Origin of the sequence: Paraburkholderia kururiensis (assembly GCF_034424375.1) — a bacterium.
Classification (GTDB): Bacteria; Pseudomonadota; Gammaproteobacteria; order Burkholderiales; family Burkholderiaceae; genus Paraburkholderia; species Paraburkholderia kururiensis_A.
Map to the genome: position 1 here is coordinate 4,576,907 of NZ_CP139965.1, position 14,644 is coordinate 4,591,550.

Annotated in this window: 17 protein-coding genes; 13 read left to right on the forward strand and 4 right to left on the reverse strand. The window is 66.0% G+C overall.

Translation table 11 applies throughout. The annotated features are described in order from the left end of the window. The first annotated feature begins 410 nt into the window (after window positions 1-410). Together U0042_RS20560 and rfaE2 are read left to right on the forward strand one after the other, a co-directional pair. Window positions 411-1,292 (forward strand): ferritin-like domain-containing protein, encoded by an 882-nt coding sequence (locus U0042_RS20560; RefSeq protein ID WP_114809388.1) that lies wholly within the window; start codon window positions 411-413, stop codon window positions 1,290-1,292. Between the two features lie 31 nt (window positions 1,293-1,323). After that, a complete protein-coding gene (gene rfaE2 / locus U0042_RS20565) occupies window positions 1,324-1,806 on the forward strand; it encodes a D-glycero-beta-D-manno-heptose 1-phosphate adenylyltransferase (protein ID WP_114809387.1) in 483 nt (160 codons plus the stop codon). Between the two features lie 130 nt (window positions 1,807-1,936). Here rfaE2 and U0042_RS20570 read toward each other — a convergent pair whose 3' ends face one another. From U0042_RS20570 to U0042_RS20580, 3 genes are all read right to left on the reverse strand, one after another. Next, entirely contained in the window at window positions 1,937-2,176 is a 240-nt protein-coding gene (locus U0042_RS20570) for a hypothetical protein (RefSeq protein ID WP_114809386.1), read from the reverse strand. A gap of 126 nt (window positions 2,177-2,302) precedes the next feature. Beyond that, window positions 2,303-3,073, reverse strand: a complete 771-nt coding sequence (locus U0042_RS20575) for a type III pantothenate kinase (protein WP_114809385.1) — start codon at window positions 3,071-3,073, stop codon at window positions 2,303-2,305. After that, window positions 3,070-3,975: a biotin--[acetyl-CoA-carboxylase] ligase gene (locus U0042_RS20580; protein ID WP_114809384.1), complete on the reverse strand. Its 906-nt coding sequence runs from the start codon at window positions 3,973-3,975 to the stop codon at window positions 3,070-3,072. Before U0042_RS20580 ends, U0042_RS20575 begins: the two co-directional genes overlap by 4 nt. A gap of 103 nt (window positions 3,976-4,078) precedes the next feature. Between U0042_RS20580 and U0042_RS20585 the strand changes: the two genes are divergently transcribed. The 8 genes from U0042_RS20585 to U0042_RS20620 all read left to right on the forward strand — a co-directional run bounded on the left by U0042_RS20585 (window position 4,079) and on the right by U0042_RS20620 (window position 11,180). Beyond that, window positions 4,079-5,212: an MlaE family ABC transporter permease gene (locus U0042_RS20585; RefSeq protein ID WP_114809383.1), complete on the forward strand. Its 1,134-nt coding sequence runs from the start codon at window positions 4,079-4,081 to the stop codon at window positions 5,210-5,212. Continuing rightward, window positions 5,209-6,087: an ABC transporter ATP-binding protein gene (locus U0042_RS20590; RefSeq protein ID WP_114809382.1), complete on the forward strand. Its 879-nt coding sequence runs from the start codon at window positions 5,209-5,211 to the stop codon at window positions 6,085-6,087. The genes U0042_RS20585 and U0042_RS20590 overlap by 4 nt, the downstream gene beginning before the upstream one ends. Before the next feature lie 70 nt (window positions 6,088-6,157). After that, window positions 6,158-7,123, forward strand: a complete 966-nt coding sequence (locus tag U0042_RS20595; RefSeq protein ID WP_114809381.1) for an MlaD family protein — start codon at window positions 6,158-6,160, stop codon at window positions 7,121-7,123. A gap of 164 nt (window positions 7,124-7,287) precedes the next feature. Further along, window positions 7,288-7,857: an ABC-type transport auxiliary lipoprotein family protein gene (locus tag U0042_RS20600; protein WP_232833242.1), complete on the forward strand. Its 570-nt coding sequence runs from the start codon at window positions 7,288-7,290 to the stop codon at window positions 7,855-7,857. A gap of 229 nt (window positions 7,858-8,086) precedes the next feature. Next, complete coding sequence (locus U0042_RS20605) at window positions 8,087-8,404, forward strand: (2Fe-2S) ferredoxin domain-containing protein (protein ID WP_114809380.1); 318 nt, start codon at window positions 8,087-8,089, stop codon at window positions 8,402-8,404. Then, window positions 8,401-9,045: an alpha/beta hydrolase gene (locus U0042_RS20610; protein WP_114809379.1), complete on the forward strand. Its 645-nt coding sequence runs from the start codon at window positions 8,401-8,403 to the stop codon at window positions 9,043-9,045. The genes U0042_RS20605 and U0042_RS20610 overlap by 4 nt, the downstream gene beginning before the upstream one ends. 452 nt (window positions 9,046-9,497) lie before the next feature. Then, on the forward strand, window positions 9,498-10,727 hold the full coding sequence (locus tag U0042_RS20615) for a D-alanyl-D-alanine carboxypeptidase family protein (protein ID WP_114809378.1): 1,230 nt from the start codon (window positions 9,498-9,500) through the stop codon (window positions 10,725-10,727). Between the two features lie 183 nt (window positions 10,728-10,910). Further along, window positions 10,911-11,180, forward strand: a complete 270-nt coding sequence (locus tag U0042_RS20620) for a DUF493 family protein (protein WP_114809377.1) — start codon at window positions 10,911-10,913, stop codon at window positions 11,178-11,180. Window positions 11,181-11,200: 20 nt separating this feature from the next. On the opposite strand, the gene U0042_RS20625 is transcribed toward U0042_RS20620, so the two are convergent. Next, the gene (locus U0042_RS20625; protein WP_114809376.1) at window positions 11,201-12,160 is read right to left on the reverse strand and encodes a transcriptional regulator GcvA; all 960 of its coding nucleotides are present in this window, start codon (window positions 12,158-12,160) and stop codon (window positions 11,201-11,203) included. A gap of 100 nt (window positions 12,161-12,260) precedes the next feature. Between U0042_RS20625 and U0042_RS20630 the strand changes: the two genes are divergently transcribed. Genes U0042_RS20630 through lipA form a run of 3 tightly spaced genes read left to right on the forward strand, consistent with a single transcriptional unit; the run spans window position 12,261 to window position 14,435 of the window. Further along, entirely contained in the window at window positions 12,261-12,587 is a 327-nt protein-coding gene (locus U0042_RS20630) for a DUF2917 domain-containing protein (RefSeq protein ID WP_017772573.1), read from the forward strand. Window positions 12,588-12,643: 56 nt separating this feature from the next. Beyond that, window positions 12,644-13,420 carry a lipoyl(octanoyl) transferase LipB gene (gene lipB / locus U0042_RS20635; RefSeq protein WP_114809375.1) on the forward strand — a complete coding sequence of 259 codons (777 nt, stop codon included), beginning with the start codon at window positions 12,644-12,646 and terminating at the stop codon, window positions 13,418-13,420. A gap of 13 nt (window positions 13,421-13,433) precedes the next feature. Then, complete coding sequence (lipA, locus tag U0042_RS20640) at window positions 13,434-14,435, forward strand: lipoyl synthase (RefSeq protein WP_114809374.1); 1,002 nt, start codon at window positions 13,434-13,436, stop codon at window positions 14,433-14,435. Window positions 14,436-14,644 lie beyond the last annotated feature (209 nt).

The window sequence follows — 14,644 nt, forward strand, 5'->3', positions numbered from 1 at the left end:
AATGCAGCGCCCGGCTCATAGTGGTGCGCGTTTTTCGGGCCGGAAGGGTCGGGCAGGGGCGGCGTGCTATCATGCCGAACGCTTTGCGGCCCGCTGGCGCAAGCCGGAACGGCTGTTCCGGTGGCCGGCGCAAGGGCCGGTCCGGGTGGTTGCATTCGCCCGGCAACGCGGCGCACACGCGCCGCTCGCGGCACGGATTGAAGGAACGGGCCCGTCCCTACCCACGGCCGTCATGCCGCACACCATTCCGGTATTCGCACGCACATGGAGAACCGCGGGCGCTTCGTCGCCCGACGGGGATTCTGGGTGTCCGATTACCGCGTAAAATTAGATGCTTCGCTCGACAGCGCAGAGGTGCGCGGGCGCGGCACGAAGTCAAAAGTCGTCAAGCGCTGAACAGGGGCGGGACTATGAACACGATGCTTTATCCGGAACTTTACAAATCGCTCGAATCGGTCCGATGGGACATGGAGAAGGACATTCCATGGGACAAGTTCGACGCGTCGCTCCTCACCGACGAGCAGGCCCGTACGATCAAGATGAATGCGATCACCGAGTGGTCCGCACTGCCGGCAACGGAGATGTTTCTGCGCGATAACCATCACGACAGCGACTTCTCGGCCTTCATGAGCGTGTGGTTCTTCGAGGAGCAGAAGCATTCGCTGGTGCTGATGGAGTACCTGCGCCGCTTCAAGCCGGAGCTCGTGCCGACCGAGGAAGAGCTGCATGCGGTGCGCTTTGAGTTCGATCCGGCTCCGCCGCTCGAAACCCTGATGCTGCACTTCTGCGGCGAAATCCGCCTCAACCATTGGTATCGCCGCGCTGCCGAATGGCACACCGAACCGGTCATCAAGCACATCTACGAAACCATCTCGCGCGACGAAGCGCGTCACGGCGGCGCCTATCTGCGCTACATGAAGAAGGCGCTCGTCAACTGCGGCGATGTGGCTCGCGCCGCGTTCGCGAAGATCGGCGTGCTGATGGCGTCGGCGCGTCGTACCGAGAAGCCGCTGCATCCCACGAACCTGCACGTGAACCAGTCGCTGTTCCCGCGAGACACGGTGCAGTCGCGTCTGCCTGATCCCGAATGGCTGGAGCGCTGGCTCGACGAGCAGATTCGCTTCGACGACGGTTGGGAGAAGAAGGTTGTCGAGCGCATTCTGCACAACCTTTCGATTCTGTTCGAGCGCACCTTCAACACGGCGCAGGAACTGAACCGCTATCGGAAGGAAGTGACGACGCGGCTGCAGGCTTCGGGCCAGGACCCGTCCGCACAACAGCAGCCTGCCTGACGCGATTACGCCATCGCTGTCTGTCCTCCCAATGCCCGCTGCTTTCGAACGCAAGATCGTCACGCGTGAGGCGCTCGCTGAGCGCCGCGCGTCGCTGCCCGGCCCCGTCGTGTTCACGAACGGGGTTTTCGACATCCTCCATCGCGGTCACGTCACCTACCTCGCCGACGCCAGGGCGCTCGGCGCCTGCCTCATCGTCGGCGTGAACAGCGACGCCTCGGTGCGCATGCTGGGCAAGGGCGACGACCGTCCCATCAACGCCGAAGAAGACCGCATGGCGTTGCTTGCAGCGCTCGAAAGCGTGGACTGGGTGGTTCGCTTCGACGAGCGCTCGCCGGTTTCGCTCATCGAAGCGTTGCGGCCCGACGTGCTCGTGAAAGGCGGCGATTACGACATGGACGTGCTGCCCGAATCGGCGCTCGTTCGTGGCTGGGGCGGGCGGGCGCTCGCCATTCCGTTCGAGCACGACCGCTCGACCACGAAGCTCCTCAAGAAGGTGCGCAGCCTCGGCTGATGAGACGACGCAGCCGCGGCAGAAACGGCGGCGCGTGTGTCGTGTCGCTCGAAAGGCGGTGCACGTTTCACTGCGGGCGCGATGCGCTTTCGCACTGTGCGCGCCGACAAAGCGCATGAACCGCGCGCGACTACTGCGTCAACTCCGAACTCTTCACCGCAGGCATCGGCACCGGGCCGCCGACGATCGTCGCGTCGGCCGATTCCGCCGGCGATATCGGCCTCACCTTCAGCCAGTCCGGGTGAACCTCACGGTTCAGATGACCGGGCTCGCGCGGACCGGACGCCGGCGTCGGCCCGAATGCGCCGCTGATTGCCGCAAGCGCGATCAGGTTCGCGAGAAAAAGAATGGCGATGAGCCATCGCAGCATCGTCGTTTCTCCTTGAAGAACGGCTTCGTTCCTTATCTGCCGATTACCCGGCGAGGCCCAACTGACGGCGAGCCAGATCCGCGTCGACTTCGAAGCGCCCGCGCGTCGCTTGTCGGCTTTGACCCATCAGCCGCATTCGGCGGCAATCAACGCGAGCCCCGCCAGCACCAGCGTGTCGTGGCGAGTATGCGGCACCTTCAGCGCTGCTGTCACTTCGCCAGCCGCCCCGCCGCCCAGTACGAGCCGCACCGGCACCTGCCATTCGTCGCTCAGTTCCGTCCACATCCGCTCGATCAACGCGGCCTGCGCGAGCGCGCAGCCTGCGCTGATGGAGCGATGGGTGTCCGTGGCGAAGAACGGTTCGGGTCGGGCTGCCGATGTCAGCAGGTCGCGCGCTTCGCCGGCGTCGATGGTGGGCAGTTGCGCGGTCCGCTCGCCGAGCGAGCGCATCATCAGCGACCACCCGGGCGCGATCAATCCGCCCACGAACGTGCCGTCGGCGCGGAGGGCTTCCAGCGTGGTCGCCGTGCCGAACGTCGCGATCAGCAGATGCTCGCCGGGAAAGGCGGCGTGCGCGCCGATCAGTCCCGCCCAACGGTCGCTGCCCAGCGTGCCGGGCGCGGCATAGCTGTTCGTCACGCCGCACTGGTGCGCGGTGGCGCGAATCGTCGTGCGCGGCAAGCTCGGCCAGCGCGCATCGAGCCATGCGTCGATGCGCTCGGCCATCGCGTCGCCCGCAACGTTCGAGATCCATGCACTCGCGGGACGCGGCAGTTCCGCCCAGTCGGGCTCGTCCGACGACACGCCGGCATACGCGTGCGTGCCGCTGACGTCGGCCAGTGCCCACTTGAGCCGGCTGTTGCCGGCGTCGATGAGCAGGAACGGCGCGCCGCTCATGCGCCGCCGTCCGTGAGCCGCAGCGAGACGTCGCCGGTCGCGATGGTGCGCCGCCCCGTGGGCGTATCGAGCAGCAGCTGTCCGCGTTCGTCCACGCCCGTCGCCACGCCGCGCGCCACTTCCACGCCTTGCTCGATCAGCACGACCTCGCGACCCGCGTAGGCATGGCACGCGTTCCAGCGCGCCTGGAATGGCGCGAATCCGCTGGCGCTGAAACGTTGCAACGCTGGTTCGAGCGCGTTGAGTTCGGCGGCGAGCGTGTCGGTGAGATTGGCGTTCGGCAGCGCGCGCGAAAGCGCCGTCGGCACGGCGCCGCGCACCTGGGCCGGGGCGCCGGCATTCAGTTCGCTCACCTTCGCTGCGAGTTGGTCGGCGCCCTTCACGTTGGTGCCGATGCCGATCACCACGGCGCTGGCATCCTCGGTGCTCCACGCCGTTTCGATCAGGATGCCTGCGAGCTTGTCGCCTTCGAGCAGCACGTCGTTGGGCCACTTCAGCGCGATCTGCCCCGGGCCGGCGACGGGCAGCGAACGCAACCCGTCCACCAGCGCCGCGCCGATGGCGAGGCTCAAGCCCGCCAGCCCTTCGAGCGGCCGCGGCATCACGCACGCAATCGAAAACAGCAGCGCGTTGCCGGGCTCGGCGTACCAGGGGCGGCCGCGGCGGCCGCGGCCGGCGGTCTGCAGATAGGCGACGCGCACGATGGGCCGCGCGAGCGCGCCCGCGTCGCGCGGCAGCGCCTTCAGGCGCGCCATGAGGTCGGCGTTGGTGGAGCCGGTTTCCTCGACGATTTCGAGCGGCCAGTCGAGCGCGGCGGGGCCGAACAGCGTGACCGCGCGATCGCGATCGATGCGCCAGTCGTCGGCGGAACCGGCTGCGGAGGGGGGCGGGGGAACGTTCATGGCCCGTATTGTAGCGACGGCATGGGCTGTACATGTCGCAGGCGCTAAACGGGGGCCGTTCGTTACAATGCTGCTGTCTTCATTCCGGCGGATCCATCGACCCTTGAATTACGACACGCCACCCGGCCTCGAGATCGCGGCCGGCACTCAGGGCAAGATCGTCCGGCTGTCCGGGCAATGGACGGCGCTCGCGCTCGCGCGCGACCGAGCTCGCGGCGGCGTGACCATGCGGCTGCGCAAGCTCGCCGCGGAGTCCGTGGATCACTGGGATCTGTCGCACATCGAACATATGGATCATGTGGGCGGTCAGGCGCTGTGGCACGTCTGGGGCCACCGCTTTCCCCACGAACTGGTGGCGCTCACCGATACGCAGCGCGAAATATTCGACCGCATCGCGTTGCTCGATGCCGCCCGCGAGCCGCCCGAACCGGTGGTGCGGCTCGATCCGTTTACACGCCTCGGCTTCGGCATCTTCACGTTCCTCGAGCATCTCTACGGCGGCCTCGTGATGCTGGGCCGCGTGGTGCTCGATCTGGCCTCCATTGCGCGCAATCCGAAGATCACGCCGTGGACCGAGATATCAGCGAACGTTTACAACGCCGGCACGCGAGCGCTGCCCATCACCGCGCTCGTGGCGTTTCTGATCGGCATCGTGCTGTCGTACCTCTCGGCGCAGCAGTTGCGCATCTTCGGCGCGAACCAGTACATCGTGAACATTCTCGGGCTCTCGGTGATTCGCGAGCTGGGGCCCGTGCTTTCCGCCATTCTCGTCGCGGGCCGGTCCGGGTCCGCGATCACGGCGCAGATCGGCGTGATGCGCGTGACCGAAGAGCTCGACGCCATGCGCGTGATGGGCATACCGCATGGGCTGCGCCTGATCTTGCCGCGCGTGTTGGCGCTCGGCATCGCCATGCCGTTGCTCGTCATGTGGACGAACATCATCGCGCTCTTCGGCGGGGCGCTTGCCGCGAAGCTCGTGCTCGGCATCGATCTCTCGTATTTCGCGCGTTCGCTGCCCGGCGTGGTGCCCATTGCGAACCTGTGGATCGGCCTTGGCAAAGGCGTGGCGTTCGGCATGCTGATCGCGCTGGTGGGCTGCCACTTCGGCTTCAGGATCAAGGCGAATTCCCAGAGCCTCGGCGAAGGCACGACCACATCCGTCGTGACTTCGATCACCATCGTGATTCTCGCCGACGCGGTGTTCGCGATCATGTTCCAGAACGTGGGGCTGGGATGAGTACGCCGCTCAAGGACGCCGTGCGCGGACGGCCGCTGCCCACCATCGCCGAAACGGTGATCGAGGTGCGCGACCTCACCAAGCGCTACGGACGCAACATCGTTCACCAGCATCTGGATTTCGATGTGCGCCGGGGCGAAATCGTGGCGGTCGTGGGCGGGTCCGGGTCGGGCAAGACCACGCTCGTGCGGCAGATTCTCGGGCTCGAGCGGCAGTCGTCCGGCACCATCAAGCTGTTCGGCGAAGACACGTCGACGCTCGACGGGAATACCGCGCTCATGATGCGCAGCCGGATGGGCATGCTGTTCCAGCACGGCGCGCTGTTTTCGTCGCTCAACGTGTTCGACAACGTCGCGCAACCGCTGCGCGAACTGGGCAAGATTCCGGACGAACTGCTGCGCGACATCGTGATGCTCAAGCTCGAAATGGTGGGGCTGCCGTGCAAGCACGCATCGAAGATGCCCGCGGCGCTGTCGGGCGGCATGGTGAAGCGCGTGGGCATTGCACGCGCCATCGCGCTCGAGCCGGAGATGCTGTTCCTCGACGAACCCACGGCCGGGCTCGATCCTCAGGCCTCCGACGAATTCGTGGAACTGATCAGCACGCTGCATCGCGCGCTGGGCCTCACCGTCGTGATGGTGACGCACGACCTCGACACCATGGTCGCGCTTTCCACGCGCGTGGCCGTGCTGGCTGACCGAAAGGTGCTGGTGGCCGCGCCGGTGGAAGAGGCGGCGGGCGTCGATCATCCGTTTATCCGCGAGTATTTTTTGGGCCTGCGCGGGCGCCGCGCGCTGCAGGCGCTGCCGCCCGACCGGCGCGCGAAGCTGCCGCCGGCGGCGCTCGAGCCGGCGCCGGCCGAAATTCACCTATGAGCGCGGGAGGGCGGCAGGCTGATCATCGCCCGAATGCCGCCGTTTCCGGTGTGAACGAGGGAACCTGACGATGGAAAACAAATCCCACGCCTTCTGGGCCGGGCTCTTCACGGTGGCGCTGCTGCTGGCAATCGGCGCGGCGGCGTTCTTTTTCAACGTCGACCGAACCGTGCGTGTGCCTTACGACCTCATCGCGCGCACCAACGTGACGGGGCTCTATACCGACGCGGCCGTGCGCTATCGCGGCCTCGACGTGGGCAAGGTGCAGTCCATCCACTTCGACCGACAGCATCCGGGGCAGATCGTGATCCGCATTCTCGTCGACAAGAACGCGCCCATTACGCAGTCCACCTTCGGCAGCCTGGGCCTGCAGGGCGTGACGGGCATCGCGTTCGTGCAACTCGACGATACCGGCGCGAACCCGGCGCCGCTCGAATCGTCGCCGAAGCAGATCGCGCAGATTCCCATGCATCCGGGGCTGTTCGACCAGTTGCAGCAACGTGGCGACATCCTCATGCGTCAGCTCGAACGGGTCGCAACCGACGTGGACAACATGCTCTCCGACGAAACGCGCCGGCAGCTGATGGCCACGGCCGCGAGCCTGCAACACGCGGCGGACGGCGTCACGACGCTCACGCAGCAGATGGCGCCCGCCGCGGGCAAGCTCTCGGGCACGCTGACCACGCTCGACACGACGCTGGCCTCCACGAACCAGCTAATTTCGAGTATCAACCGTCCCGACGGGCCGTTCGAGACGAACCTCAACAAGGTCGGCACGGCGGCGCAGCAGGCGGGCGAGGCGCTGACCTCCGTGGATAGCTCGCTGCAGGAGCTTTCGTCGCGCGTGGGGTACGACACGCTGCCGCGCGTGAATTCGCTCGCGGACGACGTGCGTTCGGCGGTGCGCTCGGTGGATAGCGCCGCGGAGACGTTCAACGCGAATCCGCGCAGCGTGCTGTTCGGCGGCGCGCCGCACGCGGCGCCCGGTCCGGGCGAAGCGGGTTTCGCGTGGCCGGCCGCGCACGCGAACCGCTGATGCACCCCGCCGACACCACGACGGCACTCCGGCGCGCAAGCACAACGATCGAAGGAAAGAACATGCCACACGCAATCGAACAGGTCGCCACGGGGCGGCAGCAGGCAGGCGGTCCAAACGGGCAGGCGAGCTTGAAAGGCCGCTTCGCGGCAGGCTCCGCAGCTATGCTTTGCCTGCTGCTTGCCGCATGCGCGGGCAATCCCGCCGTGCTCTCGGACATTCGCTACGACTTCGGTCCTGCGCCTGCCGCCTCGATGTCGGGCACGTTGCCCGTGGTGAAGGTGCTCGACGTGGGCGCGCCGTCGACCATCGACACCGACCGTCTGCTCTATCGCTTGAGCTACGCGAACGCGCAGCGTACGGGCGCCTACGCGGACACGCACTGGACTATGTCGCCCGCGCGGCTTCTCACGCAACGGCTGCGCAATACGCTTTCGTCGCACGGCACCGTGCTGACGGGCGGCGATGGCGTGCGTGCCCCGGTGCTGAAGGTGGAGCTCGAGCAGTTCGAGCAGGTTTTCGATAGCCAGACCGAGAGTTCGGGCGTCATCACCGCGCGCGCCACGCTGTTTCAGGCGAACAAGGTGCTGAGTCAGCGCACCTTCATTGCCCGCGCACCCGCCAGTTCGCCGGACGCATCGGGCGGTGCGCGTGCCCTCGCGGCCGCGAGCGACGACCTCGTCGCGCAGATCGGCGCGTGGCTCGGCGTGCAGGCCCTGCTCGCGAATCAGTGAGCGCGTGCGGCGCGGCTGCGCCCGACGGGGCGCACAGTCGATCGCTATAATCGGCCGGTCGTGGTTCGGTCGTCGGACGGCCAGGCACCTTCGCATGAAGCGGCGTTCGCCCTGTGTGGGCCTTGAGGCCCCGAGCCCAGGTCTCACGCAAGGCACGTGTCATGCGGCTGACGACGAACGCCATTCCGCTTTCTCCGCGAATCTTTCCGCCATCTTTGCCCGATAAGCCATGGATTCTTTCTACCAGTACCACGTCTTCTTTTGCCTGAATCAGCGCGAGCCCGGCGCGGATCGTCCGAGCTGCGGCAACTGCAATGCACAGGCCATGCAGGAGCACGCGAAAAAGCGCGTGAAGCAACTGGGGCTCGCCGGGCCCGGCAAGGTGCGCATCAACAAGGCTGGCTGCCTCGACCGCTGCGAGGAAGGGCCGACCGTCGTCATCTACCCGGAAGGCACCTGGTACACGTACATCGACGAAAGCGACATCGACGAGATCGTCGAATCGCATCTTCAGCACGGCAAGGTGGTCGAGCGCCTCAAGATATGAACGTTCACACGCAGAAGTATCTGATCGACGGGCCCGTCGGCAAGATCGAAGTCGCGCTCGATCTGCCCGATCAAACCCGCGAGAACGGCGCGGCGCCGCGCGGCATGGCGCTCGTCGCGCATCCGCATCCGCTTTTCGGCGGCACGATGGACAACAAGGTCGCGCAGACGCTTGCGCGTACGCTCGTGCAGCTTGGCTACGTCACGTATCGCTCGAATTTTCGCGGCGTGGGGCAAACCGCGGGTGAGCACGACAACGGCCTTGGCGAACAGGACGATCTGCTCGCGGTGCTCGACCACATGCGCGCGCAGCCGGAGCATGCCGATCTGCCGCTCGTGCTGGCCGGTTTCTCGTTCGGCACGTTCGTGCTTTCGCATGTTGCGAAGCGTCTGACCGAAGCGGGTGGTGCGATCGAGCGCATGGTGTTCGTCGGTACCGCGGCGAGCCGCTGGGAAGTGGCGCCGGTGCCGGAAAACACGCTCGTCATTCACGGCGAACTCGACGATACGGTGCCGATTCTGTCCGTCTTCGAGTGGGCGCGGCCGCAGGAATTGCCCATCGTCGTCATTCCGGGCGCGGAGCATTTTCTGCATCGCAAGCTGCATGTGCTCAAGCGCATCATCGTGGATGCATGGCGATAGGGCAGCGCCGCGAGACGCGTCGCGCGGCTCGCGTGTAACCGTCGTGTAACCTCCATCGCGGACGTCGCGCACGCCGCGCGTTTTGCGAAAACCTCATACAGGTACGCGTAAAACGCGAAATCGTCATCGAATCGACGGGGTGGCGCACGAAGCGGCGCGTATAATGAGCGCTCTTTTTTGGGCGCTGCGCCGTGCGTTTTGCGGGTCGGGCGTCGCTTGCGGCACGCTGCACGCCGCGCGAACCGTTCGCGCCACAGCGGGTCAAACGAGCGCCGCGAAGCCGACCTTATCCGCCTTGTCTCGCTGCTCCGTGTGCAACCGTTTGCATCACGCGAAGCCAGCAGAGCGTGCCGCACAGCGTCCGCCCTCCGGCTCATTCCAAATGCGTGCCGTATCGCGCGAAGCCCGTGCGAAGCGGCAGGCACAGCCCCAATCAAAGCTGAAACGATCCTATGCGTCTCGTCACTTCCGGTACTTCCCCTCTGGCTGTTTCCCCGTCTTTCGTCCCTCGTTCCGTTGTTCGCGCAGTCACGCTCGGCGTGCTGCTGCCGGCAACGTTGGTCGCCGCATCCACCGCCTTCGCGCAGGTGCCGCCGCCCGCGGTGAACGCGCGTTCGTGGGTGCTCGTCGATGCCACAGCGAACCAGGTGCTCGCCTCGGGCAATCCTGACGAGCGTGTGGAGCCGGCGTCGCTCACGAAGCTGATGACGGCCTATCTCGTCTTCCAGGCGTTGCAGACGAAGAAGATCACGATGGAGCAGACCGTCATGCCGAGCGAGGCTGTGCGCCGCGTTCGCAACGACGAGTCGCGCATGTTCATCGAGGCGAACAAGCCGGTGACGGTTCACGACCTCGTCTACGGCATGATCGTGCAGTCGGGCAACGACGCCGCCATCGCGCTCGCGGAACTCGTGGGCGGCAGCGAGGCGCAGTTCGTCAACATGATGAACACCGAGGCGCAGCGCCTCGGCATGACGCACACGCACTTCGCCGACGTGAACGGCATGCCCGACTCGCAGCACTACACGACGGCGGGCGACCTGGCCGTGTTGTCTACGCGCCTGATCCGCGACTTCCCCGACTACTACAGCATCTTCTCGGTGAAGGAGTTCACGTACAACAAGATCAAGCAGCCGAACCGCAACCGGCTGCTGTGGATCGATCCCACCGTGGACGGCCTGAAAACCGGCCATACGCAGGCGGCGGGCTACTGCCTGATCGCCACGGCGAAGCGTCCGCTGCCTGGCGTGGCCGACGCGTCGCGCCGTCTCGTCACCGTGATGATGGGCGAGCAGAGAGAGCACGACCGCGTGCAGGACAGCCTGAAGATGCTGAACTACGGCTACACCGCGTATGACACGGTGCGCCTGTACAAGGCGGGTCAGGCGATTGCTACGCCGCGCGTCTACAAGGGCGCGGCCGATACGGTGGAGGTGGGCGTGAAGACCGACCAGTACATCACCGTGCCGAAGGGCGCCGCCGACAAGGCCAAGCCGCAGATCGAGATTGCGAGCCCGCTGATTGCGCCAATCGCGGACGGTCAGAAGGTCGGTACCGCGAAGCTCGTCGCAGACGGCAAAACGCTCACCGAATTCCCGGTGGTCGCATTGAAGGCCGTGCCGCAGGCCGGCATCGTCGGCCGCGTGTGGGATTCGCTGATGCTCATGTTCAACAAGAAGTGAGAGGGATGGCACGGTTCCCCTTCGGCGGCATGAGCGAAAGGGGCCGTCGGCGCGGGTGTGCAGCGCGTTACGCCGCCTGCCGGCACGCCTTGGCGTGCAAGGCGCAAAGCAGGCGCATAGCAGATGCACAGCAGGCACAAGGCGCACAATGAGCCCTTCGCCGCGGCGCTCGAGGAGTAAGGCATGAGTCCGATGAACGAATCGCTATTCGAATTTCCCTGCGATTTTCCGATCAAGGTGATGGGCAAGTCACACCCGGAATTCGCTGAAACCATTGTTGCCGTGATCCGCCAGTTCGACAGCGGGTTCGACGCGTCGCGCGTGGAAGTGCGTCCTTCGAGCGGCGGCAACTATACGGGCCTCACCGTGACGGTGCGCGCGGTGAGCCGCGAGCACCTGGACACCATCTACCTCGCCCTCACCGGGCATCCCATGGTGAAGGTCGTCCTGTAAGCCGCGCTCCTTCGGTGCCGCTACGTCTCGTCTGCGGGCAAGGCCTGGCGCGCACGCTGCGAGCCTTCCTCGCACGCGCGCTGGAACAGCAGCTTGAAGCTCGCCACCTCTTCGAAAATCCAGTTCCGGAACGCCTGTACACGCTCGGTATGCAGCATGTGCGGCGGGCAGATGAAGTAGTAGCTCCAGGGGCTGGGGCCATCGATGTCGAACAGCCGCACGAGGCGTCCCGCAGCGATCTCGTGCATCGCCAGCGAACGGCGCACGAGCGCGATGCCCTGGCCGTCCATGGCGGCCTGCAGCAGGTTCGACGAATCCTGATAGAGCACGCCGCGTTTGGGCTCGGGCAAGTCGTCGAGCCCGGCGGCGTCGAACCATGGACGCCAGAGTTCGTCGTCGGAGCGCAGCAGCGCGAGCTTCATCATCTCCCGCGGGTTCCTGGGCAGCTTGCCGCCGTTGAACCGCGGCGAGCAGGCCGGAAAGAAGATCTCCTCCAGCAGCAGTTCGGCGTGTAGCCCGGGGTAGCGGCCGTAGCCGAAGCGGATCGCGGCGTCCACGTCGTCGCGTGCGAAGTCGGTGAGCGCGTTCGTGGAGAGCAGTTCGAGGTCCCAGTTCGGGTGCGCCTCGATGAAGCGGCCGATGCGCGGCGTCACCCAGCGAGCGGCAAACGAAGTGAGCATCGAGACGACCAGCCGCCGCTCGCGGTCCCCGGCGCGAATCTCGCGCGTGGCGTCGAGCAGCGCCGCGAGCGCGGCGCGCACCTGGGTCGCGTAGCGGCGGCCCGTATCGGTGAGCCGCACGCGCTTGCCGTCGCGTGCGAACAGCGTGACGCCCAGGTCGGCTTCGAGCGCGCGGATCTGGTGACTCACGGCGCCGTGCGTGACGAACAACTCGTCGGCGGCGCGCGAAAAGCTCTCGTGCCGCGCCGCGGCTTCGAATGCCTTGATCGCGTTCAGTGCGGGTAACTCGCGCAGGTCCATCGCAATTTTTCTCACATACCGGTGAAAAATGATCGTTTTGCCCAATCCCTTGCGGCGTCTACGATTCTAGCCATCAAGACGATTTTTGGCGGAGCGGATCATGCGAGAAATTTCCTCAAACATCACGTTCGAAATCCACGCGGGCGAGACGGTGCCCATGAAGGTCGCGAACAGCACGCGGCTCACGGTGCACGGCGGCCCGGTCTGGGTCACGCGCAGCGACGACGTCGAGGATTACTGGCTCGAGCCGGGTCATACGCTGCGGCTGCGGCGCGGCGAACGGCTGTGGCTCAGCGTGGAAGGGGCGCCGGCCGCACGCGTGGCGTTTGCCATTCCGGCGCGGCCGTCGGAGCGGCTCATCGACTGGGCGGCCCGTGCCGCGCAACGGCTCGGCGTGCGCGTGGGCGACGGCTGGCGCACGGTGTGAGCGCCGCCGGGCGATGTCCGGCGGCGGGGGCGGGATTTCGGTAAACTGCGCACATCATGTGTGCCACGCCGGTTTCCCTGTCCCCTTTTCCCTCAGACGATTGCGCGCCCGCTGCGGAAGCGGCTACGGCGCCTTGCGCTTCAGACGCGATTCCCCTCGTGCTGCGTTGGCGCGGCACCGAAGCCTACGAGGCGAGCTTCGACGCAATGCGCGCGTTCACCGAAGCGCGAACGCCCGACACGCTCGACGAGATCTGGCTCGTCGAACATCCTCCCGTCTTCACCTTGGGCCAGGCCGGTAACCCGAGCCATCTGCTCGTTGCCGACAGCGGCATTCCGCTTGTGAAGATCGACCGCGGCGGCCAGATCACTTACCACGGCCCCGGCCAGGTCGTAGCCTATTTGCTGCTCGACCTGCGCCGCCGCAAGCTCATGGTGCGCGACCTCGTCACGCGTATCGAGCAGGCCGTGATCGATACACTCGCGTCGTATAATCTCGCTGGCGAACGCAAGGCCGGCGCGCCCGGCATCTACGTTGCGCCCGGCCCCGCAGCCGGCGTTCATGTCGGCGCCAAGATCGGGGCACTCGGGCTGAAAATCCGCAACGGCTGCAGCTATCACGGCGTGAGCCTCAATGTGAACATGGATCTGCGGCCGTTTCTCGCCATCAATCCCTGCGGCTATGCAGGGCTCGAGACGGTCGACATGGCGACGCTCGGCGTCGCCGCGAGCTGGAACGACGTGGCGGCCACGCTCGCCCGAAGTCTCACTGCAAACCTCGACGGCACGCGCGCGGCCGTCGCCCAACCGCAGGCCGGTGCCGCCACCGCCTGACTGGACCGAACGAATGACTGACGCTACCGCGAACCTCGCTGGCACGCCCGCTCCCGACGCTGCCGCTCCCGCGCCCTACGACGCCACCGCGAAACAGAAGGCGCAGGCGAAGACCGCGCGCATTCCGATCAAGGTCGTGCCCATCGAGAAGCTGAAGAAACCCGAGTGGATCCGCGTGAAAGCGGCCACCGGGAGCTCGCGCTTCTACGAGATCAAGCAGATTCTGCGCGAGCACAACCTGCACACGGTGTGCGAGGAAGCGAGCTGTCCGAACATTGGCGAGTGCTTCGGCAAGGGCACGGCGACGTTCATGATCATGGGCGACAAGTGCACGCGCCGCTGCCCGTTTTGCGACGTGGGCCACGGCCGTCCCGATCCGCTCGATCCCGAGGAACCGGCCAACCTGGCGCGCACGATCGCGGCGCTCAAGCTCAAGTACGTGGTGATTACGAGCGTGGACCGCGACGATCTGCGCGACGGCGGTGCCGGCCATTTTGTGGAATGCATCCGCGAAGTGCGCGCGCACTCGCCGGAAACCCGCATCGAGATTCTCACGCCGGACTTCCGCGGCCGCCTGGACCGGGCGCTGTCTATCCTGAATGCCGCGCCGCCCGACGTGATGAACCACAACCTCGAAACCGTGCCGCGTCTCTACAAGGAGGCTCGCCCGGGCTCGGACTACGCTCACTCGCTCAAGCTGCTGAAGGACTTCAAGGCGCTGCATCCGGACGTCGCGACAAAGTCGGGTTTGATGGTGGGGCTTGGCGAGACCGAGGAGGAAATTCTCCAGGTGATGCGCGACCTGCGCGCGCACGACGTCGACATGCTGACGATCGGTCAGTACCTGCAACCTTCCGAGCACCATCTGCCGGTGCGCGCATATGTGCATCCCGACACGTTCAAGATGTACGAAGAAGAAGCTTACAAGATGGGCTTCACGCACGCGGCAGTGGGCGCGATGGTGCGGTCGAGCTATCACGCCGACCTGCAGGCGCACGGCGCAGGCGTGGTGTGATTCGTCGGCGAGGCGTTTCTTTCGCGAGAGCCAAGTGCTTGCGGGAGCTTTCCTGCGACGGCGATCATGCTCGCGCTCGCTTGTGACAATAGTTGACTTTGGAGTCCCGCCCGCTCGCCTAAGATTGATCTGTGGGTGCCGCAACTGACCGTTTGTCGGTGCCCACGGGCCTGCAAGGGTCTCCGACTTCTCCTTCGCATGCCTTCCCG

Bases quoted from the DNA above. Each gene is read 5' to 3' on its own strand.
- U0042_RS20595 (WP_114809381.1), top strand. From the start codon at position 6,158: ATGGAAAACAAATCCCACGCCTTCTGGGCCGGGCTCTTCACGGTGGCG.
- U0042_RS20625 (WP_114809376.1), bottom strand. From the start codon at position 12,160: ATGGACCTGCGCGAGTTACCCGCACTGAACGCGATCAAGGCATTCGAA.
- U0042_RS20575 (WP_114809385.1), bottom strand. From the start codon at position 3,073: ATGAGCGGCGCGCCGTTCCTGCTCATCGACGCCGGCAACAGCCGGCTC.
- U0042_RS20615 (WP_114809378.1), top strand. From the start codon at position 9,498: ATGCGTCTCGTCACTTCCGGTACTTCCCCTCTGGCTGTTTCCCCGTCT.
- lipB (WP_114809375.1), top strand. From the start codon at position 12,644: ATGTGTGCCACGCCGGTTTCCCTGTCCCCTTTTCCCTCAGACGATTGC.
- U0042_RS20610 (WP_114809379.1), top strand. From the start codon at position 8,401: ATGAACGTTCACACGCAGAAGTATCTGATCGACGGGCCCGTCGGCAAG.
- rfaE2 (WP_114809387.1), top strand. From the start codon at position 1,324: ATGCCCGCTGCTTTCGAACGCAAGATCGTCACGCGTGAGGCGCTCGCT.
- U0042_RS20605 (WP_114809380.1), top strand. From the start codon at position 8,087: ATGGATTCTTTCTACCAGTACCACGTCTTCTTTTGCCTGAATCAGCGC.
- U0042_RS20580 (WP_114809384.1), bottom strand. From the start codon at position 3,975: ATGAACGTTCCCCCGCCCCCCTCCGCAGCCGGTTCCGCCGACGACTGG.
- U0042_RS20560 (WP_114809388.1), top strand. From the start codon at position 411: ATGAACACGATGCTTTATCCGGAACTTTACAAATCGCTCGAATCGGTC.
- U0042_RS20590 (WP_114809382.1), top strand. From the start codon at position 5,209: ATGAGTACGCCGCTCAAGGACGCCGTGCGCGGACGGCCGCTGCCCACC.
- U0042_RS20570 (WP_114809386.1), bottom strand. From the start codon at position 2,176: ATGCTGCGATGGCTCATCGCCATTCTTTTTCTCGCGAACCTGATCGCG.
- lipA (WP_114809374.1), top strand. From the start codon at position 13,434: ATGACTGACGCTACCGCGAACCTCGCTGGCACGCCCGCTCCCGACGCT.
- U0042_RS20620 (WP_114809377.1), top strand. From the start codon at position 10,911: ATGAGTCCGATGAACGAATCGCTATTCGAATTTCCCTGCGATTTTCCG.
- U0042_RS20600 (WP_232833242.1), top strand. From the start codon at position 7,288: ATGCTTTGCCTGCTGCTTGCCGCATGCGCGGGCAATCCCGCCGTGCTC.
- U0042_RS20630 (WP_017772573.1), top strand. From the start codon at position 12,261: ATGCGAGAAATTTCCTCAAACATCACGTTCGAAATCCACGCGGGCGAG.